This window comes from Phenylobacterium sp. (genome assembly GCF_046290725.1).
Lineage (GTDB): Bacteria > Pseudomonadota > Alphaproteobacteria > Caulobacterales > Caulobacteraceae > Phenylobacterium.
The window spans coordinates 1-20951 of record NZ_JBKBUH010000004.1 but is presented as its reverse complement, the minus strand read 5'-3'; the positions used below and the strand labels follow the sequence as shown (position 1 = coordinate 20951).

Genomic DNA, 20951 nt, shown 5'->3' with positions numbered 1-20951 from the left:
TCTACGCTACGCGTTGATGCGGAATGGAAGGTAGGCCGAATTTGCCGGCTTATGGTTAACGAAGGGAGAATCCGGCCTACTGGCCAAGCGCCGATCCCAGCCTCCGCTCGAGGGCTCGCGCCGCCTGAGCGGGCGTGGCCTTTCCGGTGTCGCGGTCGACGCTGTAATTGGCTTCGCGCATGGCTTCGACCGGGATGGCTCCGATGAGCGGGCGCAGGGTTTCGATCAGGCGCTCGTCGCCCGAACGCCTGGGCGAGATCAGGATCACCGCGTCGTAGGGCGGGATCGCGCCCTCCGGATCGGCCAGAACCACGAGATCGTCGGCGGCGATCCGGCCGTCGGAGGAGAAGGCGGAGATCACATCGGCGTCGCCGCCGGCCAGGGCGCGGTACATGAAGGTCGGCTGATAGGCCCGGGCGCTGCGGAAGGAAAAGCCATAGGCGGCCTCCACCGCCCGCCATTCGGGCCGCGAAAGGAACTCCAGATCCGAGCCCAGGGCGAGCCTGGGCGAGGCGCGGGCCAGATCGGCGAGATCGGAGATCCCCAGCGCCCGCGCACGGTCGGCGCGCATGGCGAAGGCGTAGGCGTTCTCGAAGCCGAGCGAGCCCAGCACCACCACGCCGTCGCGGCGGGCAAGCTCGGCGGTGAGTTCGGCCAACACCGCCTCGCGGCCCGGATTGTCGGTGCGACCCAGCACATTGGTCCAGAGCGTGCCGGAATAGTCGACATAGGCGTCGATCTCGCCGGCGGCGAGCGCGCGATAGGCCACGGCCGAACCCAGGTCCTCCTTGCGGCGGACGTGGGAGCCCTGGCGCTCCAGCCGATGAGCCATCAGCTCGGCGAGGATGTACTGCTCGGAGAAGTTCTTGGCGCCGACCACATAGCCGCCCGGCTGACCGAAGCTCGCCAGCGGCAGGAGGGCGGCGGCCACGCCGGCGGCGAGCAGCCCCGCCCCCAGGGCCGCCAGGCCGCGCCGGCGCCGCGCAGCGCCGGCCTCGATCAGGCCGAGAAGCTGGTCGGCGCTCAGGGCCAGCAGGGCCGAGGCCGCGCAGCCGAACAGGACGAAGACCCAGTTCTCCGTCTGCAGCCCGGCGAAGATGTAGTTGCCGAGGCTGGTCTGGCCGACGGGGGTCGCCAGCGTCGCCGCCCCGATGGTCCAGACCGCGGCCGTGCGCACGCCGGCCATGATCACCGGCGCCGCCAGGGGCAGCTCCACCTGGAAGAGCCGCTGGCGCGATGTCATGCCCACCCCGTCGGCCGCCTGGCGCACGGCGGGGTCGACGCCGGTGAGCCCCGCCACGGCCGTCCGCAGGATCGGCAGCATCGAATAGAGGGTGAGCGCCAGCAGGGCCGGCAGGAAACCGAGCGCGGAGAACCCGCGGCCGAAGACGGCGGCGCTGGCCGCCGAAAGCGCCAGCAGCAGCGGATAGAACAGCGCCAGCAGGGCCAGGCTGGGAATGGTCTGGATCAGCCCCGCGAAGGCCAGCAGCGGCCAGCGCAGGCGCGTGCTGCGGCTGGCCGCGACCGCCAGCGGCAGGCTGATGGAGATTCCGAGCGCCAGGGCGCTGGCGCTGAGCAGGACGTGCCAGGCCAGATAGTCCGGTAATAGCGCGAAAGCCTGAGCGACGGGGCCGGTCACGCGCCGCCCTCCAGCCGCGCGCGCAGGCGTTCGGCCTGACGGCGCGGAGCATCCATCAGGGCGCGGACCTGGGGATCGTCCGAACCCGCCAGCCGAGCCGGCGGCCCATCGGCCAGGAGACGCCCGGCCTCCAGCACCACGATGCGGTCGGCCAGCAGCACCGCCTCGGCCATGTCGTGGGTGACCATCACCGTGGTCAGGCCCAACCGTTCGTGCAGGGCGCGATAGTCAGCGCCGAGCCCGTCGCGGGTGACGGGATCCAGCGCCCCGAACGGCTCGTCCATCAGCACCACCGCCGGCTGGGCCGCCAGGGCGCGGGCGACGCCGACCCTCTGCCTCTGCCCGCCCGACAGCGCCGTCGGCATGCGGCTGGCCATCTCCCGCGGCAAGGCGACGAGGTCGAGCAGCTCTTCCACCCGGGCGGCGATGCGCGGCCTGTCCCAGCCCAGCAGGCGTGACGTCACGCCGATGTTCTCCGCGACCGTCAGGTGCGGGAAGAGCCCCACCTCCTGGAAGACATAGCCAATGCGGCGGCGAAGCTCATGCGGCGCGCCGGCTGCTGCTCCGCCCAGCACCCGCACCTCGCCCGCATCCGGTGCGACCAGGCCGTTGATCGTCTTGAGCAGGGTGGTCTTGCCCGAGCCGGACGCGCCCACCAGGGCGACGAACTCGCCCTCCGCCACCGCCAGGTCGATCCCCGCCAGCGCCACATGGGAGCCGTAGCGCTTGGCGACGCCGGAGAGCTCGATCTGGGCCATGGCCAGCACCGGCGCGCCGCTGGGCGAAGGCCGCCCTAGAAGCGCAGGCCCTTGGCGATCAGCCAGGCGACGCCGACGGCCAGAACGACCCCGACGACGAGCCGCCAGAGCGGCGCCGGCTTCAGCGCGGCGCCGGAGAAGGCGCGTTTGCCGGTGATCATCGCGCCGATCAGGTTCTGGCGCTTCCAGGCCCAGTAGTAGAGCACCGCGACGATGTGCAGCGCGACCAGCGCCTGGACGATGCGGAAGACGAGCTCGTGCGCCTCGGCTATGGCTCGGCTGGTGTCGAAGTCGACCATGTAGGAAAGCGGGCCCGATTCCAGCCCGTCGATGTCGCTGGCGAAGAGGCCGAGCGTCGCCTGCACCACCAGGGCGGCGATCATGGCCATGACGCTCCAGGCGCCCAGCGGATTGTGGCCGGCCGCCTCGCCGGGCTCGCGGCGAAACACCGTGCGCGCATAGGCGGCGACCGCGCCCGGCCCTTTCAGGAAACTGGCGAAACGCGCCGTCGAGCCGCCGGCCACGCCCCACCAGAGGCGGAACACCAACAGCCCCAGCACGCCGTAGCCGGACCAGCGGTGCAGCTGCATGTTCTCGCCGCCCGAGAACCAGGAGACCAGGATCAGGACCACCAGGGCCCAGTGGACGATGCGGGTCGGCAGGTCCCAGAGCGGCGCTGAGGCGGCTCCTTGAGGCGCATCGGTCATCAGTCGGCCCGGAACGGCTTGTGGCAATTGCCGCAAGCGGCGCCCACGGCCCGCACCTGGTCGCGCACGGCGCCGGCGTCGCCGCCGGCGGCCAGGGACTGAAGCTTGGCGGTCTCGGTCTGGAGCGCGCGGGCGGCGGCGGCGAAGGTGTCTGAATCGGTCCAGATTTCCGCCTTGGCCTTGGTCTTGGCGCCGGATTCCGCGCCGGAGCCCTTGGCGAACCAGCCCGGCAGGGCGTGGGCCTGGACGTTCACCGTCCGGGACTGGGCGGCCACCACCTTCATATCGGGCTGCCCCTTCTTGAGTTCGTCGTTCACCGCCTTGAAGGCCGCGCCCATGGTCTTGAAACCGGCCTGGCGCGCGGCCACCGCATTCTGCGCCGCCGTCTGGGCCAAGGCGACTCCGCCTGCGGTCACGGCCAGGACGACGGCGATGGCGGCGGCGCTGGTCTTGGTCTGGGACGGCGGCATGGCGGGACTCTCCGGAGGGGCGATCCGGAAACTTGGAAGAGCCTGGCCGTGGCGTCAACTAAGGCCGAGGCGCCGGCGCCCCTTCCTTGCGCGCCTGAGCGATCAGAGCGCCGCAGGCGGCGTCTTCCGCAAGGCCGAGATCGACGAAGGGCAGCACGGCTGCGAGCGGCGCGACCGCCGAGCCCAGGATGGCGGCGATTCCGCCCTGGGCGATGGCGCCGCCGGCCTCCACCCCGAGCTTGGGCGAGCGGATCGGCCCTTCCAGCGTGATCGGCGCCATGAGGCGGATCAGGCGCGCCTCCTTCGGCTGCCCTTCGATGCGCAGGGCTATGCGTTCACGGCCAAGGTCGATGGAGCCCGAGCCCGCGCCCAGCACCGGCCCGGTGTCGAAGACGATGCGCTCGGCCTGCAGCACGCCGTCGCGCACCTGGAAATGTGCGACGGCGCAGCGGATCTCGGTCCGGCTCTGATCCTTCGAGAGCAGCAGGCCCAGCCCGCGAACCACGTTGATCCCCAACAGCTCGGCGAAGGCCTCGCGGATCTCGCCGCCGGGGATCACCACCACCGCCTGGCCGTCGGCGTCGGAGACGGCCCGATGCACGGAATCCCCAGCGCCCGTCAGCTGGATGCGGCCGACGAGGCCGCCGGCCAGAGGCGTACCCGAGACCGTGATGAGCTGTTCGAGGCGGGCATTGGCGAGCCGCAGGTCGATGCTGCTGACCGGCGTGTCGCGCCGGGCGTCGAGCCTCGCCGAGCCTGAGATCGCCCCCTGGGGCAGTTCGAAGCGCACCGGATCGGCGGTCAAGAGGCCGTTCTCAAGCTTCACATGAGTGGCCGCGCCGCGCAGGGGCAGCATGGCGTCGCGCACGTTCTCCGCTCGGTAGCGGACGTCGGCGTCCATGGCGCGGATGCGTTCGACGTTCAGGCGCGCGTCGGGAAATATCCGCTGCTGGGCGGCCATCTGACGGGCGATGGCCTGCTGCCGCGGCGAGGCGGTTTCGCTTCCCGTCGTCTTCGGCGCGCCGCCGAAGACAGCAGCAAGGTCGTCAAAGTCCAGGCTGCGCGAGCGCAGGTCGGCGGTCAGGAGCGGCCGTTCGCCGGCCGTGTTCACTGAGAGCCCGCCTGCCAGATCGCTGTCGCCCACCCGCCCATTCAGGCCTTCGAGGGTCCAGAGCCGCTGGTTGCGTCCCAGCCGTCCGGTCAAACGATAGGGCGGCGTGTTGGGCAGAGCGACGCCGGTGAGGGGAAAGAGATCGGCGAGATCGGGACCCTGCGCCGTCAGGTCCATGCCGAGCCGCCCAAGATCGAACGGCCTGGGGATGGCGCCCTGCGCGGTTACCCGGGTGGCGCCGGCCCGGATGTCGGCGTCGAAGGGATAGGGCTTGCCTGGGTCGATGTTCAGCAGCGGTCCGCCGCTCACCTCCAATAGGAAGGCTTCGTCGTTGATCGAACCCTTGCCGGCGAGCTGGAAGCCACGGTTCGCGCGGCCTTGGCGCTCGCTGGCGTCCAATGTGGCGTCGAGGACGATGTTCCGCTTGGCGTCCTGGAACCGCAGGCGACCGTCCTCGATCACGAACCGCCGCACCGGGGGCATCTTGAAGGGCTCGCCTTCGTCCCTTGTGTCCTTCGAGAAGTCCCAGGTGACGCGATCCTGGGCGTCGCGGATCAGGACGAAGGTCGGACGATCGAGCTCGAGGCGCTGAATCATCACCTGTCCGCGCAGCAGCGGCAGGGCTCGGATCTGGACGTGCAGCCGCGCCAGGTCGACCGTGTTCCCCTGCCCCGCCCAGGCGGGATGGCCGATCCGCAGGCCTTCCACGGTGGCGCTGGGTTCCCAGGAGAGCAGTCGGACGCGAAGGTCGCCCTGGATCGCCACCTCTCGCCCGGTGCGATCCGAAGCGATGCGGGCGATGGGGCCTCGCAGCATGTTCCAGTCGAACCAGGCGAGGAAGGCGATCAGGGCCAGCGCCACAACGCCGGCGGCGGCTCCCGCGCGGACCAGGGCCGTCTCGCTCGGTGTCGGCGCTTTCGCCACCCGCGCGGCGATGCGTTCCCGCGCCCAGGTTCCGGCGCGCCCGACCCGGGGACGGAAGGCGCGCAACCGCGCGGCGGCGCTTCGCCTGTCAGGCTTTTCTTGGGGGCGGCGAGGCGAGGGTTCGGTCGACACATGGCGCTCCAGCTTCGCGGAGCTAACGCGCCAGATGGCCGTGAGTTTTCGGCCGCTTAGTGCCTGACGCCCCGCGCACCGAGGACGGCGGCGGCCGTGCGCCAGAGGATGGCGAGATCCAGGACGAAGGAGCGCCGGGCGAGATAATCGGCGTCGAGCCTGGCCTTCTCCTCGATCGGCAGCTCGTCCCGCCCGTTGATCTGAGCCCAGCCCGTGAGGCCGGGCCGCAGGCGGTCGACGCCGGATGCGGTGCGGAGAGCCACGAGGTCGTCTTGGTTGAAGAGCGCCGGCCGCGGCCCCACCAGGCTCATGTCCCCCTTCAGGACGCTCCAGAGCTGGGGCAGCTCGTCGAGGCTGGTGCGGCGGAGGAACCGGCCGAGCGGCGTGATCCAGGCGGCGGGGTCCTGCAGCAGATGGGTGGCCACGTCCGGCGCGCCGGTCCGCATGGTGCGGAACTTCGGCATGGCGAAGATGCGATTGAAGCGGCCCACCCGCCGGGACCAGTGCAAGGCGGGTCCGGGGCTTTCGAGGCGGACAGCCAAGCCCAGCCCCAGCAGCAACGGCCACAGGAGGAGAAGCCCCAGGAGGGCCGCCAGGATGTCGAACGCCCGTTTGGCCACGCCGCCTCCCCGCCGGATCAGGCGAGAGGCTTAGCCCGGGCGGGCGCCGCCCGCCAGATCAGGCTTCCGGCGGGCGTGGAGGGCGCGGCCTGGATGGCTTGACCGTCGCCGGGACGGGGGCCTGGTCCGGTTCCGCCGCCGCTTCGACCACCTGCTCGGTCACCGCCTGAGCGGCCTCCGCCACAGCCTTGACGGTCTCCGCTGGAACCGCCGGTTCCGGCGCGGCAGGCGCGAACTCCGCGGCAGGCTCCGGCCCAGGCGGCGATTCACCGACAGGATGCGGCAGAAGGGCCTCGAGGTTGGTCGCGGCCGGCCAGCGGGTCATCCACCAATAGGCGAGCCCGGCTCCGACGGCGCCGGCGAACACCGGCCATAGCGGCGAGGCCGCGCCGACCGGCAGATAGAGGGATATCGGCGCCGCCTCCGAAGAGCCGGAGCCTTGGTCTTGCGAAACAGCCAGGGGAAACATGCTCGCCTCCGAACGGCCAAGGTTTTTGCAGTGCAACAAACCTAACCCACCATCTCGCCGGCGAAAAATGAACCTTATGCGGCGGTCCAGACCCGGCCCTGACCGTTTTCGCCCAGGGCCTGGGCGGTCCAGCCGACGATCTGCTCAAGCACGGGCTCCAACCCCGGAGGCGCGCCGGCGAGGACCAGGGCGCAGCCGTTCATCTTCATGGGGTCGGTCAGCGGCCGCATCCGCGCCTCGGCCACCAGCAGCCGGCCGGCCCCAGCGTCCTCGGCGTCTCTCAGGAAGGCGTCGAAGGTCTCCAGGTCCTTCAGGGGCAGCCAGATCATCACCGTCGCTGCGGGATTGCGGCGGGCGATCGCAGACAGGGCCTCCACGCAGCGGGCATAGTCGTCGGCCCGCTCGAAAGGCGGATCGATCAGGACCAGGGCCGCGCCCTTGTCGGGAAGCTCGGCGACCGCCGCGGCGTATCCGTCGGCGCAGCGGGTCCCGACGCCAGCCTTGCCCTTCAGCGCCTGCGCCAAGGCCGAGTGCTCCTCGGGCCGGAGTTCGCAGGCGAGATAGGAGTCGCCGGACTTCAGGGCGCCGGCGACCAGCAGCGGCGACCCCGGATAGAGGCGGGCGACATCGCCGCCGTTGAGGCGCCGGACCGCGTCGCGCAAGGGGCGGAAGGCCGCCGGGAGGTCGGGCGCCTGCATCAGCTTCCCGACGCCGGCCTCGGCCTCTCCCGAGCGCTGAGCCTCCGACCCGCTCAGATCATAGAGGCCGCGACCGGCATGGGTGTCGATCACCCGCAGCGGCCGCGGCAGGCGGTCGAGCAGCGCCAGCAGGGCGGCGTGCTTCACCAGGTCGGCGAAGTTCCCGGCGTGGAAAGCGTGGCGGTAATTCAAGGTCTTAGGCCTCGAGCATCGGGAGGAACTTCGCCGCCTCGCCTTACGTTGAGCGCGGGCGAGACGCCGCTCTGTGCCACGGCCCGGCGGGATCGCAAACAGGAGTCCCTTGCCGCCCATGCCGCGCGACACCGCCGAACTGACCGCGCCGGTGGAGAGCGCGGGCCTCCTTTACGTCAATGACGGCGACCCCGGAATCCGCCGGGTGAAGGCTCGCGGCGGCTTCGGCTATCGCGACGCTGAGGGGCGGCCGATCCGCGACGAGGCTGCGCTGGAACGCATCCGCAGACTGGTCTTGCCGCCGGCCTGGACCGAGGTGTGGATCTGCCCCTCGCCCCGCGGCCACATCCAGGCGACGGGCCGGGACCAGAGGGGGCGAAAGCAGTACCGCTATCACGACGACTGGCGGCGGGTGCGCGACAGCCACAAGTACGACCGCCTGATCGCCTTCGGCCGCGCCCTGCCCCGCCTGCGCGGGCGCGTCGAGGCCGACCTCGCCCGCCGCGGCCTGCCGCGGGAGAAGGTGCTGGCGGCGGTAGTGCGACTGATGGAGCTGACCCTCATCCGCGTGGGAAACGAGGAATACGCCAAGACCAACAAGAGCTTCGGCCTGACCACGCTCCGCAACCGCCACGCCAAGCTCGGGAGGACCGGGGGCCGCTTCGAATTTCGCGGCAAGAGCGGCAAGGTCCACAGCACCGGCTTCCGCGACCGCCGCCTGGCGCGCATCGTGAAGTCCTGCCAGGACCTGCCCGGGCAGCGGCTGTTCCAGTACCTGGATGAGGAGGGACGCCGCCACGCCGTAGAGTCCTCCGACGTCAACGCCTACATCCGGGAGGCCATGGGCGAGGACTTCTCCGCCAAGGATTTCCGCACCTTCGCCGGCACGGTCGCGGCGGCCCGGGCGCTTCTCACCCTGCCCGAGTGCGCGAGCCCGACCGAGGCCCGGCGCAATATCGCCACCTGCATCAAGGCGGTCGCCGGCGTGCTGGGCAACACCCCGGCGGTCTGCCGCTCGGCCTACATCCATCCCAGGATCCTGGAAGCCTATGAGGCTGGCGAACTGCCTCTGAAGAGCGCCGGTTCGGGGCGCGCCTTCGAACTGGCGGTGCTGCGATTCCTGGAAGAGGCGAGTCCGACCTGACGGCGGGTCACCCTAGGCGCCTTTCGCGGATCGGCGTTAGGCTTTCCCAAACGACACGGGAGGGCCGCCATGGCGGGGGAAAAACTGCGCTTCGGAGCGTTCATCGCGCCGTTCCATCCGATCGACGAGAACCCGACCCTGGCCATCCATCGTGACATGGAGTTGGTCGAATGGCTCGATCGGCTGGGCTACGAAGAGGCCTGGATCGGCGAGCACCACTCGGCCGGCTACGAACTCATCGCCTCGCCGGAGGTGTTCATCGCAGCGGCCGCCGAGCGGACCCGGCACATCCGCCTGGGCACCGGAGTCTCCTCCCTGCCCTACCACCATCCGCTGATGCTGGCCGACCGGATCAACCAGCTGGACCACATGACCCGCGGCCGGGTGATGTTCGGCGTCGGCCCCGGCGCCCTCGTCTCCGACGCAGCGATGATGGGGATTCCGGCGGCCAAGCAGCGCGACCGCATGGACGAGGCGCTGGAGGTGTTGGTCCGCCTGCTGCGCGGCGAGACCGTGAGCCACGTCTCCGACTGGTTCGAGCTGCACGAGGCGCGTCTGCAGATGACGCCCTATTCCCGGCCGTCGGTGGAGATCGCCGTGGCGAGCCAGGTCTCGCCCACCGGCGCGCGGGCGGCGGGCAAGCACGGCCTGGGCCTCCTATCGCTGGGCGCCACCTCGACGGCCGGCTTCAACGCGCTCGCCTCCAACTGGGCCATCGCCGGCGAGCAGGCGGCCGAGCACGGCCATGCGATGGACCGGAGCGCCTGGCGCCTGGTCGGTCCGATGCATATCGCCGAGACGCGCGAACAGGCCATGGCCGACATCCGCTTCGGCCTGGAGAAGTGGATCTACTATTTCCGGGAGATCGCTAACCTACCGGTCGTGCCGGAAGGCCCGGGCGATCCGGTCGAGGCGATGGTCTCCTCCGGCATGGCGATCATCGGCACCCCGGACGACGCCGCGGCGCGAATCCAGCAGCTGGTGGACGAGAGCGGCGGCTTCGGCGCCTTCCTGTTCATGGCGCACAACTGGGCCAATTGGGAGGCGACCAAGCGCTCCTACGAGCTCGTCGCCCGCTATGTGGCCCCGCGGTTCCAGGAACTGAACGCCAATCGAGAAGCTTCGATGGCCTGGGTCGGGGCCAACAAGGACAACTTCACCGGCCAGATGCGCGCCGCGGTCGGCGCCCGGATCGTCCAGCACATGATGGAGAAGGGCGCCGACAACATCCGGCCGGAGATCGTGGAGATGATCAAGGGCCAAGCGGCGGGCGCCGAGCCGAAGAGCTGACTTGCATTACCTCCGGATGGAGACGCCCAGCCGCAGGGTCCGGGGGGCGGCGAAGCTCTCCACCCCGTCGCCGGTCTCGCCCACCTCGATGCGCGCATCGGTCAGGTTCTCGGCGGCGAGGTAGAGATCGACGTCGCGGGCGACCCGCCAAGCGGCGCGGGCGTCGACGCCCACCGAGGCTGCGAGCCGGCGGGTGTTGAGGTCGTCTTCAAACCGCTCGCCCTCGAACCGCAGGTTGAGCGAGAGGTTCAGGCGCTCGGACGCGCTCCAGGCGGCGCCGGCGGTCACCGTCACCTCCGGCGTCTGGGCGGGCCGCTTGCCGGTGAGCTGGGGCGCGGCCGAGCCGCCGTCGACCTCCGCCCTCACGGCGGAAAGGGCGGCGTTGAGCGAGACCGGTCCGAGAGCGCCGCGCCAGTCGAGCTCGAGCCCCACGGCCTCGATCTGTCCCACATTCTGGCGTTGGCGCAGGACGCCGCCGGCCGGAACGAACCCCGCGACCGGGAAGGTGGCGGGACCGGCTCCGATCGTGACGTTGGCGATCGGATCCTTCAGGCGGTTGGCGAAGACGGTGGCGCTCCAGGAGGCGCCGCCGAGGCCGAGCTCGAGGCCCTGCAAGGTCTCGGGCTCCAGAGCGGCGTTGGCCTCGGTGATGTCGTTCCCGACCCGGAAGGGGCGATGCAGTTCGTTCAGGGTCGGCGGTCGGAAACCCGCATAGGCCGCGCCGCGCAGCCACAGGCCGTCGCTCAGCTCATAGCGGACGCCGAAGCGGGCGGTCGGGGTCTGGCCCGAGGTGTCGGAGGCCCCCTGCTGCAGGACGACCGCGCCCGTCGTCAGGTCGCGCTCGATGCGCGTCGCATCACGCTGCGCCCAGCCGTCCAGGCGCACGCCGCCGGTGGCGAGCCACGGCCCGCGCGCCCAGGCGGCCTCGGCGTAGAGGCCGCCGACGAGAGTCTCACCCCCAGCCTCACGGCTGCGAGTGAAGGCGCCGCCCATGTTGCGGAACCGCTCCTTCGCCCGCCCTTCCGTCACCCGCAGGTCGCCGCCGGCTTCCCAAGACCAGGCCTCGCCCCGTCCCTGCCGGGCCGCACTGAAGCCGTAGCCGAGCGCCGGGGTGGCGTACTGGTCGTTGGCCGGTGTGGTGAAGGCGCGGCCGGCGGCCACCGCGATGGAGCTGTTCTTCAGGTCGCTGGCGCGCAGCCAGGCCTGAGCGCGCCAGCCGCCGTCGGGTCCGATATCGGCGAGGGTCAGGCTGGCCTGCCCGCCGCTGGCGGTCGAGTTTGCGCCGGCGAGCCCGGCGCCGCGGCGCTCCTCGTAGGCCGCCAGGCGGAAGGCGGCGTCGACGGAGCCGATATCCGCCTGCAGCCGGGCCGAGGCGCTGACCGCGTCGAAGCGGGTCGGCCGGTCAGCCGCTCCGGCGAGGGCGCCGCGCACCGGCACGTAGCCGTCGCTGGTCTCGGCGCTCAGCGTCGCCAGCAGGCGGCGCGTCCCGAAAGCCGCAGCCCCGCGCGCGCCGCCTCGCTCGGCGACCGAGAGATCGAGCGCCGAGAGGCCCTCGCGCGTCGACCGCTCGTCCAGAGCCACCACGCCGGTCAGCGCGCCGGCGCCGTAAGCCCCCGCCCCTGCCCCGCGCACCAGCCGGGCCGCCCCAAGTCCTTCGGGCGGCAGAGACGACCAGATCACCCACCCGCCGAACGGATCGTTCTGCGGCACGCCTTCGAGCGTCACCAGGGCCCGGCCGGCGCCTGAGGGCGCGATCCCGCGCAGCGACACACCCTGGATGGTGGGATTGGCCGCCTCGCTCCCCGTGCGGCGGAACAGCGAGACGCCCGGCGCCTGCTTCAGCGCCGCATCCAGCCGCGGCGCGGCGGCCAGCGCCTCTGCGTCGATCTGCTGGACGGCGAACACCGCCTCGCCGCCCAAGGCAGGCAGCCGCGGCGGCTGGACGATCACGGCTTCGACTTCGGGGGGCGGCAGGACGGGCGTCATGGCCGCCCCTGATACACGACTTGCCCTCGCGTCATGCCCAGGTTCCGCCCGCAACGGGTCATAAAACCGTGCCTGGACATCGGCCTGCCGCACCCCAAGATAGAGCGAGGGGGGAGAAGTCCGGAGACGCCGCAATGTCCGACATCACCCTTCCGCCCTCGGTTACGGTCGGCCCAACCAGCGTGGGGGTTTCGGTGCTGGTCGCCCAGGGCGTCACCGTGCAGGTCAGCCTGCCCCGCCCGCGCGGCCTGCAGGAGCTTCCCGCCGAGGAGGTCGCCGACCGGGCCAAGCGCCTCGCGCGCGCGGCGCTGGCCGACGCCGCCGACAGCCTGGAACAGGCTTAGGCGATCTCCGTATCGACGCTCGCCTGGAGCTGAGCGCTGTAGCGTTCGCCGGCGACGGTTCCGACATTCACGGTCGCCTCCAGACGCGCCACGATGTCCGGCGAAAGGCGGACTTCCGCGGCTCCGGCGTTCTCCCGCATATGGTCGGGGCGGGTGGTGCCTGGGATCGGCACGATGATCTCGTCCTTCTGCAGCAGCCAGGCCAGGCAGAGCTGGGCCGGCGTGCAGCCGGCGTCGCGGGCGATGGCCGCAAAGGCGTCGAAGAGCTTCAGATTTGCGGCGAAAGCCTCGCCCTGGAATCGGGGCATGGCCTTGCGGATATCATCCTCGGCAAACGCCTGCGGGTTCCGCGCCCCGCCCGCCAGGAAGCCGCGGCCGACGGGGCTGAAGGCGACGAACGCCGCGCCGATCTCGCGGCAGGCGTCCAGCACCGCGATCTCGGGGTTGCGGGTCCAGGGGGAATATTCGGTCTGCAAGGCTGCGATGGGATGGACCGCATGCGCCCGGCGCAGGGTGGGCGCGGAGACTTCAGACAGGCCGATGGCCTTGATCTTCCCCTCGGCCACCAGCTCGGCCAAGGCGCCGACGCTCTCCTCGATCGGCACGCGCTTGTCCCAACGGTGCAGGTAGTAAAGATCGATAACCTCGGTCTGCAGGCGCTTGAGGCTTGCCTCGCAGGTCGCTTTCAGCACCTCCGGCCGGCCGTTGATCTCGCGCCGGTCGCCGTTGGTGAGGCCGCATTTGGAAGCCAGCACGATCTCGTTGCGGTGGTCCTTCAGCACCTCGCCGATCAGGGTCTCGTTGTGGCCCATGCCATAGACCGCGGCGGTGTCGAAGAAGGTGTAGCCGGCGTCCAGAGCGCCCTTCAGCACCTGCTCGGCCTGCTCGCGCGGCGCGGGCGGCCCGTAGCCGGAGGACAGGCTCATGCAGCCCAGCCCGATGGCGGAGACCTCGAACGGCCCGACCTTCCGCTTATCCATCCCGCGCGCTCCCTGTCGACCTGCTGACGCCGCTCTCTGTAGAGAGCGGCCCGGCGGGAGGGAAGCGCCGAGGCGTCAGTTGGTAACGGTCATCCTCAGGACGATGCGGCCGGGATTGGCCAGGGCGAAGGCTTCGGAAACCTCCACCTGGGCGGCCATCTTCACGGCGGCCTCGGCCGTGGCGCCCTCGGCGTCCAGCGCCTTGCAATCGGTCAGGCCCGTCTCCTTCACCTGGCAGTCGAGCAGCACGGCCGTCATACGCATCGGTTCGGCGACGGGTGCGGTGGCCGAGGCCGGCTGCCCCGCCTGGGTCGCAGAAACGGCGGCGGCGGCGGCGAGTGCGATAAGCGACATGGGACCTCGGCTGTTAATCAGAGTTACTGAATGGTGAAGGCCGCTCCGATGCAAGCTGTTTCGTTTCGGCGCCTCGCGAACAGACCTCCGCAACGGCGGCGCCACGGCCGCGACGCGCTCAAGAAGCGGGCGGGCCGCCCAATTATCCCGCAGCGCAACAGCGTTATGTTGCGTTGCAAAATCTTCGCTTGAAACCGCAGCTTAAGGCCGGCAAAAGGCGGTCATGGCGAAGCGGTCGCGTCAGATTTGACCGCAGCCGAATAGGGAAACGTCGGGAGGCGGTTGGCTCCAACCCCCTTTCGGGACTGCACATTATGATCCGTATGATTGTTCTCTCCGCCGCGGCCGCTATTGCCTTCGCCGCCCCGGCCCATGCCCAAAGCGCCCGCGTCGCCCTGACCGGCAAGAGCGACGCCCAGATCGAGGCCGACGTCTCGCGCGCCGTGCGCAACGTCTGCTTCAAGGCCACCCGCAACGAGACCCTCTCGCTGGACGCCTACCGCCGCTGCGTGAAGCAGACGGCCCAGGTCACCACCGTGAAGCTCGCCGAGATCAAGGCGCAGAACGGCACCGCCTTCGCCGCCAACTGACGGCGACCGGCCTCTTAAGGTTCCAGGAAGGCCGGCGGCGACGCCGGCCTTTCGCTTGTCTGCTATCAGGGGCCATGCGTCCCACGTCTCCCCTCGCCCGCACGCTTCACGCTCTGGCGGCCGCCGCGTCTCGATTGACCGACGATTGGTGGGTGTTCGGCAGCGCCGGCATGACGCTGGCCGGTGCGTCTGGCCTCGAACCGCCCGATGTCGACCTCCTGACCAGCGAGGAGGACGCCCGGAGGCTGGCGGAACTCTGGGGCCTGCCGGTCGCGCCGCCCGCCCCTTCGCCGCAGTTCCGCTCGAGGGTGTTCGTCAAGGCCGCGGTCGCCCCGCTGCCTATCGAGATCATGGCCGGACTGGAAGTGAGGGCTGAGGGACGATGGGTTCCGCTGCGCCCCGGCACACGCGTGGCGGTTCCGCACGGGCGGAGCGCGATCTTCATCCCCTCCCCGGCCGAGCAGATCGAAATCTGCCGCCTCTTTGGGCGGCCGAAGGACCTAGCCAGGATCCCGGTTCTGGAAGCGCTCGCTTAAGGCTCGTTGCGGATTCGGACGATCAGCGACTGACTGGCGGTGGCCATCAGTTCCCCGTCCTGCGCGAACAGGTACATGGCCCCGTGGCCGAAGCCGCCGTGGATCCCCAGGATGCGGATGTCGCACAGCACCCACTCGGTCGGCACGATCCGGCGCACGCGGATGGTGTTGTCCAGGCTGTTGCCGCCGGCGTTGAGCCCGAGCGCGTTGCCCACGGCGCCAGGCACGAAGTCGGCCATGATCGCCAGCAGGGGGGCGTCGATCGCGAAGCCTTCCCGCGAGCGGATCCAGAGGATCAGCCGCCCGTCGGCCGGATCGCCGCCGGCGTCCGTGCCGCCGTAGTCGCCCTTGGCCACCCGCACCTCGATCCGGCTGTGCAGATCGTTCCCGCCGCCGCGCCAATGAGCCGCCGTGGGGCAGTCTTCCGGCGGTGGAACATCCGGCGCGGCGAGCCATTGGCCCGACCGGTCGCTGGGCCGAGCGCCCAGCGCGGCGTTGACCGTGAAGATCTCCCTGTCGCCGACGTGGCCGATCACCCGGGCCTGGGTGTTGTACTTGCCCGAGGCCGGCTCCCAGACATCGAGATCGACCACGCTGGGCGGCCGGGCATAGGATAGGTACTGCGCCGTCGCCCAGACCACCGGCCGGCCGCAGGTGCGCTCCAGCGCCCCGATGGCCGAGGCCAGACCCACCCCGCCGAACATGAAGAGATTGTCCGCCGGCCCGACGCAGACCGCCGGCGACAGCGGCAGGTACCAGCGGTGCGGATTGTGGGTGGCGCGCAGGTCGAAGAAGAGCCGTTCGGTCATGCTCCCCTCATGCTCAGGCTTCGGCGCCTGCGCAAGGGGACCTTATGGCGCGCGGGAAGCTTCGGCGGCTTCCGTTTCGCGCTGCAGGCGCCGCTCGGCCTCCTCGATCAGGGTTTCGGTGGAGAGGTTGCGCGCCTCCCGTGCGCGGATCTCGTCCACCAGGCGCTGGTCGGCGTTGCGCTCGTGCAGGGCGTAGAGGAAGGCGCCGAAGCCGCCGCCGGCGGCGAGTGTCAGCACCATGGCGGCGATGGCGGCCATGCTCGTCCAGGACTTGCTCTCCTGGCCGGGCGGCGCCGGCTTCAGATAGGCGGCGCCCACGAAGATCACGCCGGCCAGGAAGGTGGCGCACCCCGACATATGGATCATCGCCCTCTGGCCCACGAGGTCGACATTGGCCACCACGCTGGGCGGCACGCCGAGCAGCCGGTTGCCTTCGGTCAGCTGCGACACCTCGATCGTGCCCGAATAGACGATCTGGGCCAGGCCGATGAGCGCTAGGATCCAACCGGCGATGATCATCGACACCTCCTGCCGCCGCGCGGGCGGGTACGAACCCAATGGCTACTCACTAACCCTGTTCCCGGCGCACGTCTCCCCGGACCCGCTTGACCGCCGCTGCGTCAGCCGCGCCTGATGAACGCCGAAAACGAGGAGGAAGCCCATGGGTCCGTTCAAGCTGCTGATCGATGGTCGCCTGGAAGACGGCGACGCGACCATGGACGTCGTCAACCCGGCCACCGAGGAGCCGCTGGCCGTCTGCCCCCGCGCCTCCAAGGCCCAGCTGGACCGCGCCGTCGCCGCCGCCAAGGCCGCCTTTCCCGCTTGGCGCGACACGCCGATCGACGATCGCCGCAAGGCCCTGCTCGCCATGGCTGAGACCATCCAGGCCCACGCGCCGGAACTCGGCCGCCTGCTCACCCAGGAACAGGGCAAACCCCTGGAAGCCGCGGTCGGCGAAGCCTATGGGGCGGCGGCCTTCTTCCGCTACTTCGCGACCCTCGACCTGCCGGTGAAGGTGCTGGACGACGGTCCCAATCGCAAAGTGGAGGTGCGCCGCCGGCCGCTAGGCGTGGTGGGGGCCATCGTGCCCTGGAACTTCCCGCTGGTCCTGATGGCCTTCAAGGTCCCGGCCGCCCTTCTGGCGGGCAACACCGTGGTGCTGAAGCCGGCCGCCACCACGCCGCTCTCAACCCTGCGGATCGCCGAACTGGTGAAGGACATCGTGCCGCCGGGCGTGCTCAACGTCATCGCCGACGCCAACGACCTGGGCGGCGAACTCACCAAGCATCCGGACGTGCGCAAGATCTCCTTCACCGGCTCCACCGAGACGGGTCGCAAGGTGATGGCCGGCGCCGCCGACGCCCTCAAGCGCGTGACCCTGGAGCTGGGCGGCAACGATGCGGCCATCGTACTGGGCGACGTCGACCCCGCCGAAGCTGCGCCGAAGATCTTCAACGCCGCCTTCCAGAACTCGGGTCAGGTCTGCATCGCCGTCAAGCGCGCCTACGTGCACGAGAGCATCTACGACCGCATGTGCGAGGAGCTCGCCAGATTGGCCGACGCGGCGGTCGTCGGCGAGGGCCTGCAGCAGGGCGTCCAGTTCGGTCCGCTGCAGAACAAGATGCAGTACGAGAAGGTGCTCGGCTTCATCGAGGACGCGCGCAAGGACGGCAAGATCGTCGCGGGCGGAACCGCGCCGGAGGGCAAGGGCTATTTCATCCGCCCGACCATCGTGCGCGACATCGAGGACGGGGCGCGCCTGGTGGACGAGGAGCAGTTCGGCCCGGTCCTGCCGGTGATCAGGATCAAGGACGGCGAAGATGCGCTAGCCCGCGCCAACGCCTCGATCTACGGCCTGGGCGGCTCGATCTGGTCGAACGATCTGGAAAAGGCCTATGACCTGGCCGGCCGCATGGAGAGCGGCACCGTCTGGATCAACAAGCACGCCGAGCTCGATCCCGGCGTGCCGTTCGGCGGCGCCAAGCTCTCCGGCGTAGGGACCGAGCTCGGCGAGGCGGGGCTGGCGGAGTTCACCCAGAGCCAGGTGATCAACATGGCGCGCTGAGGCGGCGTCCGCCTTGCGGCGGCCGCGGCCCGACCCGATCTGGAGACGGGAAGGGATCGCCATGCCGCCCGCCGCGCCCGTTCTGCCAAGGTTCGTGAAGTGCAGGGTCGAGGCCGGCCTGCGCGAATTCCTCGAAGGTTCGGGGGTCCCCCAGGTCGACTTCGCCCACCCCTTGGGCGAACCCGCACTCGCCGCGCCGGATTCCGTATCCTGGCGGGTGTTTCGCAATCCTGTGGCCCTGTTCGTGGGCGGCGTGGCCGCCGTGCTGCTGGAGCTGGCAGAGCCGCGCGTGCGGACAGGCGTCTGGGAGCATACCAGCTTCCGAACCGATCCCCTGCCGCGCCTGCGGCGCACCGGAATGGCCGCCATGGTCACGGTCTATGCCGCGCGCAGCACGGCCGAGCGGATGATCGCCGGCGTCCGGGCGCGCCACGGGCTGGTGGCGGGCGTGACCCCCGCGGGGGAGCCCTACCGCGCAGACGATCCGGAGTTGCTGGCCTGGGTGCACGCCACGGCGTCGTTCGGGTTCCTGGAAGCCTACCGCGCCTATGTGCGGCCGGTCGCGGCGGCCGACCGCGACCGGTTCTACGCCGAAGGCGCGCCCGCCGCGGCGCTTTACGGGGCAAGCGCCACGCCGCGCTCCGAGGCGGAGGTGTTCGCCTTGTTCGAAGCCATGCGCCCCCGGCTCGAACGCTCGGAGATCGTCTTCGAATTTCTGGACATCCTGCGCCGCACTCCAATCCTTCCGGCGCCGCTGCGGTCGCTGCAAGGCTTGCTGATCCGCGCCGCGGTCGAACTCGTTCCGGCCAAGGTCCGGAGCATTCTGGGCCTCGGCCGGGCCTGGCGCCTGAGCGCCCCGGAACGCCGGGTGGTCGAGATCCTGGGGCGCATCGCTGACGCGGTCGAGATCGAGGCGGCGCCCTGGACCCAGGCCCGCCGTCGCCTCGACCTGACGCCGGCCGAAAACGCAAAAGGCCCCCGTGAGGGGGCCTGACGCATAGAACTTTGGGTGCGGGGACAGGATTTGAACCTGTGACCTTCAGGTTATGAGCCTGACGAGCTACCGGGCTGCTCCACCCCGCGGCAAAGCCGGTATGAGGATCGTGATTGAAGGGTCTGGACGTTCATCCGTTTGGTAGACCTGGCGACGACCTACTCTCCCGCGCCTTAGGACGAAGTACCATCGGCCCTGAGAGGCTTAACGACCGAGTTCGGAATGGGATCGGGTGGGGACCTCTCGGCATAGCCACCAGGTCAACGAAACGGATGACGAGAAGACATCGAGCTCAAAGCTTGCATGAGTTCAACTAAGAACGATCAAGCCGATCGAGCGATTAGTACCAGTAAGCTACACGCGTCACCGCGCTTCCACATCTGGCCTATCAACGTAGTGGTCTACTACGGCTCTCAGCGAAGCCTTGTTTTGAGGTTAGTTTCCCGCTTAGATGCTTTCAGCGGTTATCTATTCCACACTTAGCTACCCTGCTGCGCGGCTGGCGCCACGACAGGTCCACCAGAGGTGTGTCCATCCCGGTCCTCTCGTACTAGGGACAGATCCTCTCAAGCTTCGTACACCCACGGCAGATAGGGACCAAACTGTCTCACGACGTTCTGAACCCAGCTCACGTACCACTTTAATCGGCGAACAGCCGAACCCTTGGGACCTGCTCCAGCCCCAGGATGTGATGAGCCGACATCGAGGTGCCAAACTTTGCCGTCGCTGTGGACGCTTGGGCAAAATCAGCCTGTTATCCCTAGAGTACCTTTTATTCGTTGAGCGATGGCCCTTCCACGCAGAACCACCGGATCACTATGGCCGACTTTCGTCTCTGCTCGACTTGTCAGTCTCGCAGTCAGGCGGGCTTATGCCATTGCACTCGACGAGCGATTTCCGACCGCTCTGAGCCCACCATCGCGCGCCTCCGTTACACTTTGGGAGGCGACCGCCCCAGTCAAACTGCCCACCACGCCATGTCCCGGACCCGGATAACGGGCCGCGGTTAGACGTCAGCGACAACAAGGGTGGTATTTCAAGGATGGCTCCACCGGAACTGGCGCCCCGGCTTCATAGCCTCCCACCTATCCTACACATGTTGCCGCTAACGCCAAGGCGAAGCTGCAGTAAAGGTTCATAGGGTCTTTCCGTCTGACCGCGGGAACCCCGCATCTTCACGGGGAATTCAATTTCGCTGAGCCTATGCTGGAGACAGTGGGGAAGTCGTTACGCCATTCGTGCAGGTCGGAACTTACCCGACAAGGAATTTCGCTACCTTAGGACCGTTATAGTTACGGCCGCCGTTTACCGGGGCTTCAATTCGGAGCTTGCACCCCTCCTTTTAACCTTCCGGCACCGGGCAGGCGTCAGACCCTATACGTCGCCTTACGGCTTCGCAGAGCCCTGTGTTTTTGATAAACAGTCGCTACCCCCTGGCCTGTGCCACTCAGTCCTGGTTGCCCAGGGTGAGTCACGCTTATCCCGAAGTTACGCGTGCAATTTGCCGAGTTCCTTCAGCATAGTTCTCTCAAGCGCCTTGGTATGCTCTACCAGTCCACCTGTGTCGGTTTCGGGTACGGTCTCCGTTGGAGTTATTTCCAGGAACTCCTTCACTGCCGGGAGCAATCCAGTAAGCCCCGACAATTTACGGAATTCGTCACTTCCAACTGGCCCAGGAATATTCACCTGGTTCCCATCGACTACGCCTTTCGGCCTCGCCTTAGGGGCCGGCTAACCCTGCGCAGATTAGCTTTACGCAGGAACCCTTGGACTTTCGGCGAGAGTGTCTCTCACACTCTTTGTCGCTACTCATGTCAGCATTCTCACTTCCGATACCTCCAGCCAGCCTCGCGACTGACCTTCACAGGCTTACGGAACGCTCCGCTACCGCGTGCTTGCGCACACCCATACCTTCGGCGAACGGCTTTAGCCCCGTTACATTTTCCGCGCAGGATCGCTTGACCAGTGAGCTGTTACGCTTTCTTTAAATGATGGCTGCTTCTAAGCCAACATCCTGGTTGTCAAAGCAATCCCACATCGTTTCCCACTTAGCCGTTACTTGGGGGCCTTAGATGATGGTTAGGGTTGTTTCCCTTTTCACGACGGACGTTAGCACCCGCCGTGTGTCTGCCAGATAGT

Annotated in this window: 20 protein-coding genes, 1 tRNA gene and 2 rRNA genes; 7 read left to right on the top strand and 16 right to left on the bottom strand. The window is 69.2% G+C overall.

Translation table 11 applies throughout. The annotated features are described in order from the left end of the window. Positions 1 to 76 precede the first annotated feature (76 nt). From ACK41C_RS18630 to rlmJ, 8 genes are all read right to left on the bottom strand, one after another. Entirely contained in the window at positions 77 to 1639 is a 1563-nt protein-coding gene (locus tag ACK41C_RS18630; protein WP_409657514.1) for a glycine betaine ABC transporter substrate-binding protein, read from the bottom strand. Then, positions 1636 to 2397, bottom strand: coding sequence for an ATP-binding cassette domain-containing protein (locus tag ACK41C_RS18625; protein WP_409657511.1), 762 nt, complete (start codon positions 2395 to 2397; stop codon positions 1636 to 1638). Before ACK41C_RS18625 ends, ACK41C_RS18630 begins: the two co-directional genes overlap by 4 nt. Before the next feature lie 35 nt (positions 2398 to 2432). Then, on the bottom strand, positions 2433 to 3104 hold the full coding sequence (locus ACK41C_RS18620) for a cytochrome b/b6 domain-containing protein (protein WP_409657508.1): 672 nt from the start codon (positions 3102 to 3104) through the stop codon (positions 2433 to 2435). Next, positions 3104 to 3574 carry a c-type cytochrome gene (locus ACK41C_RS18615; RefSeq protein WP_409657505.1) on the bottom strand — a complete coding sequence of 157 codons (471 nt, stop codon included), beginning with the start codon at positions 3572 to 3574 and terminating at the stop codon, positions 3104 to 3106. The genes ACK41C_RS18620 and ACK41C_RS18615 overlap by 1 nt, the downstream gene beginning before the upstream one ends. Positions 3575 to 3632: 58 nt before the next feature. After that, positions 3633 to 5675: an AsmA family protein gene (locus tag ACK41C_RS18610; protein WP_409657503.1), complete on the bottom strand. Its 2043-nt coding sequence runs from the start codon at positions 5673 to 5675 to the stop codon at positions 3633 to 3635. A gap of 122 nt (positions 5676 to 5797) precedes the next feature. Then, the gene (locus ACK41C_RS18605) at positions 5798 to 6361 is read right to left on the bottom strand and encodes a sugar transferase (RefSeq protein WP_409657500.1); all 564 of its coding nucleotides are present in this window, start codon (positions 6359 to 6361) and stop codon (positions 5798 to 5800) included. A gap of 58 nt (positions 6362 to 6419) precedes the next feature. Further along, positions 6420 to 6830: a hypothetical protein gene (locus ACK41C_RS18600; RefSeq protein ID WP_409657497.1), complete on the bottom strand. Its 411-nt coding sequence runs from the start codon at positions 6828 to 6830 to the stop codon at positions 6420 to 6422. 74 nt (positions 6831 to 6904) lie between these two features. Beyond that, complete coding sequence (rlmJ, locus tag ACK41C_RS18595) at positions 6905 to 7720, bottom strand: 23S rRNA (adenine(2030)-N(6))-methyltransferase RlmJ (RefSeq protein ID WP_409657494.1); 816 nt, start codon at positions 7718 to 7720, stop codon at positions 6905 to 6907. Positions 7721 to 7838: 118 nt separating this feature from the next. Between rlmJ and ACK41C_RS18590 the strand changes: the two genes are divergently transcribed. Together ACK41C_RS18590 and ACK41C_RS18585 are read left to right on the top strand one after the other, a co-directional pair. Then, positions 7839 to 8864 (top strand): DNA topoisomerase IB, encoded by a 1026-nt coding sequence (locus ACK41C_RS18590; protein WP_409657491.1) that lies wholly within the window; start codon positions 7839 to 7841, stop codon positions 8862 to 8864. A gap of 69 nt (positions 8865 to 8933) precedes the next feature. Further along, entirely contained in the window at positions 8934 to 10154 is a 1221-nt protein-coding gene (locus ACK41C_RS18585) for an LLM class flavin-dependent oxidoreductase (RefSeq protein ID WP_409657489.1), read from the top strand. 6 nt (positions 10155 to 10160) lie between these two features. On the opposite strand, the gene ACK41C_RS18580 is transcribed toward ACK41C_RS18585, so the two are convergent. Next, positions 10161 to 12140 (bottom strand): TonB-dependent receptor, encoded by a 1980-nt coding sequence (locus ACK41C_RS18580; RefSeq protein WP_409657486.1) that lies wholly within the window; start codon positions 12138 to 12140, stop codon positions 10161 to 10163. 134 nt (positions 12141 to 12274) lie between these two features. Between ACK41C_RS18580 and ACK41C_RS18575 the strand changes: the two genes are divergently transcribed. After that, on the top strand, positions 12275 to 12484 hold the full coding sequence (locus tag ACK41C_RS18575) for a hypothetical protein (RefSeq protein ID WP_409657483.1): 210 nt from the start codon (positions 12275 to 12277) through the stop codon (positions 12482 to 12484). Here the strand turns inward: ACK41C_RS18575 and ACK41C_RS18570 are convergent. Next, the gene (locus ACK41C_RS18570) at positions 12481 to 13464 is read right to left on the bottom strand and encodes an aldo/keto reductase (protein ID WP_409657480.1); all 984 of its coding nucleotides are present in this window, start codon (positions 13462 to 13464) and stop codon (positions 12481 to 12483) included. The genes ACK41C_RS18575 and ACK41C_RS18570 overlap by 4 nt on opposite strands. A gap of 75 nt (positions 13465 to 13539) precedes the next feature. Next, the gene (locus ACK41C_RS18565; RefSeq protein WP_409657477.1) at positions 13540 to 13818 is read right to left on the bottom strand and encodes a hypothetical protein; all 279 of its coding nucleotides are present in this window, start codon (positions 13816 to 13818) and stop codon (positions 13540 to 13542) included. A 314-nt stretch (positions 13819 to 14132) separates the two neighbouring features. Between ACK41C_RS18565 and ACK41C_RS18560 the strand changes: the two genes are divergently transcribed. Continuing rightward, the gene (locus ACK41C_RS18560) at positions 14133 to 14408 is read left to right on the top strand and encodes a hypothetical protein (RefSeq protein ID WP_409657475.1); all 276 of its coding nucleotides are present in this window, start codon (positions 14133 to 14135) and stop codon (positions 14406 to 14408) included. Positions 14409 to 14542: 134 nt separating this feature from the next. Next, on the top strand, positions 14543 to 14944 hold the full coding sequence (locus tag ACK41C_RS18555; RefSeq protein WP_409657473.1) for a hypothetical protein: 402 nt from the start codon (positions 14543 to 14545) through the stop codon (positions 14942 to 14944). Here ACK41C_RS18555 and ACK41C_RS18550 read toward each other — a convergent pair. Together ACK41C_RS18550 and ACK41C_RS18545 are read right to left on the bottom strand one after the other, a co-directional pair. Further along, positions 14941 to 15753: an acyl-CoA thioesterase gene (locus tag ACK41C_RS18550; protein WP_409657470.1), complete on the bottom strand. Its 813-nt coding sequence runs from the start codon at positions 15751 to 15753 to the stop codon at positions 14941 to 14943. The genes ACK41C_RS18555 and ACK41C_RS18550 overlap by 4 nt on opposite strands. Before the next feature lie 42 nt (positions 15754 to 15795). Further along, the gene (locus ACK41C_RS18545; RefSeq protein WP_409657467.1) at positions 15796 to 16272 is read right to left on the bottom strand and encodes a hypothetical protein; all 477 of its coding nucleotides are present in this window, start codon (positions 16270 to 16272) and stop codon (positions 15796 to 15798) included. Between the two features lie 142 nt (positions 16273 to 16414). On the opposite strand from ACK41C_RS18545, the gene ACK41C_RS18540 reads away from it, so the two are divergent. Both ACK41C_RS18540 and ACK41C_RS18535 read left to right on the top strand, forming a co-directional pair. Then, positions 16415 to 17818, top strand: coding sequence for an aldehyde dehydrogenase family protein (locus ACK41C_RS18540; RefSeq protein WP_409657465.1), 1404 nt, complete (start codon positions 16415 to 16417; stop codon positions 17816 to 17818). A 61-nt stretch (positions 17819 to 17879) separates the two neighbouring features. Further along, a complete protein-coding gene (locus ACK41C_RS18535) occupies positions 17880 to 18812 on the top strand; it encodes an oxygenase MpaB family protein (RefSeq protein WP_409657462.1) in 933 nt (310 codons plus the stop codon). A gap of 12 nt (positions 18813 to 18824) precedes the next feature. On the opposite strand, the gene ACK41C_RS18530 is transcribed toward ACK41C_RS18535, so the two are convergent. The 3 genes from ACK41C_RS18530 to ACK41C_RS18520 form a co-directional block, all read right to left on the bottom strand. Beyond that, positions 18825 to 18901 (bottom strand) — tRNA-Met (locus tag ACK41C_RS18530). A gap of 56 nt (positions 18902 to 18957) precedes the next feature. Then, positions 18958 to 19072 (bottom strand): 5S ribosomal RNA (gene rrf, locus ACK41C_RS18525). 59 nt (positions 19073 to 19131) lie between these two features. After that, positions 19132 to 20951, bottom strand: a 23S ribosomal RNA gene (locus ACK41C_RS18520); the annotation flags it as partial.

Bases quoted from the DNA above. Each gene is read 5' to 3' on its own strand.
- ACK41C_RS18600 (WP_409657497.1), bottom strand. From the start codon at position 6,830: ATGTTTCCCCTGGCTGTTTCGCAAGACCAAGGCTCCGGCTCTTCGGAG.
- ACK41C_RS18545 (WP_409657467.1), bottom strand. From the start codon at position 16,272: ATGATCATCGCCGGTTGGATCCTAGCGCTCATCGGCCTGGCCCAGATC.
- ACK41C_RS18590 (WP_409657491.1), top strand. From the start codon at position 7,839: ATGCCGCGCGACACCGCCGAACTGACCGCGCCGGTGGAGAGCGCGGGC.
- ACK41C_RS18580 (WP_409657486.1), bottom strand. From the start codon at position 12,140: ATGACGCCCGTCCTGCCGCCCCCCGAAGTCGAAGCCGTGATCGTCCAG.
- ACK41C_RS18585 (WP_409657489.1), top strand. From the start codon at position 8,934: ATGGCGGGGGAAAAACTGCGCTTCGGAGCGTTCATCGCGCCGTTCCAT.
- ACK41C_RS18615 (WP_409657505.1), bottom strand. From the start codon at position 3,574: ATGCCGCCGTCCCAGACCAAGACCAGCGCCGCCGCCATCGCCGTCGTC.
- ACK41C_RS18570 (WP_409657480.1), bottom strand. From the start codon at position 13,464: ATGGATAAGCGGAAGGTCGGGCCGTTCGAGGTCTCCGCCATCGGGCTG.
- ACK41C_RS18540 (WP_409657465.1), top strand. From the start codon at position 16,415: ATGGGTCCGTTCAAGCTGCTGATCGATGGTCGCCTGGAAGACGGCGAC.
- ACK41C_RS18535 (WP_409657462.1), top strand. From the start codon at position 17,880: ATGCCGCCCGCCGCGCCCGTTCTGCCAAGGTTCGTGAAGTGCAGGGTC.
- ACK41C_RS18620 (WP_409657508.1), bottom strand. From the start codon at position 3,104: ATGACCGATGCGCCTCAAGGAGCCGCCTCAGCGCCGCTCTGGGACCTG.
- ACK41C_RS18575 (WP_409657483.1), top strand. From the start codon at position 12,275: ATGTCCGACATCACCCTTCCGCCCTCGGTTACGGTCGGCCCAACCAGC.
- ACK41C_RS18625 (WP_409657511.1), bottom strand. From the start codon at position 2,397: ATGGCCCAGATCGAGCTCTCCGGCGTCGCCAAGCGCTACGGCTCCCAT.
- ACK41C_RS18560 (WP_409657475.1), top strand. From the start codon at position 14,133: ATGATCCGTATGATTGTTCTCTCCGCCGCGGCCGCTATTGCCTTCGCC.
- ACK41C_RS18565 (WP_409657477.1), bottom strand. From the start codon at position 13,818: ATGTCGCTTATCGCACTCGCCGCCGCCGCCGCCGTTTCTGCGACCCAG.
- ACK41C_RS18550 (WP_409657470.1), bottom strand. From the start codon at position 15,753: ATGACCGAACGGCTCTTCTTCGACCTGCGCGCCACCCACAATCCGCAC.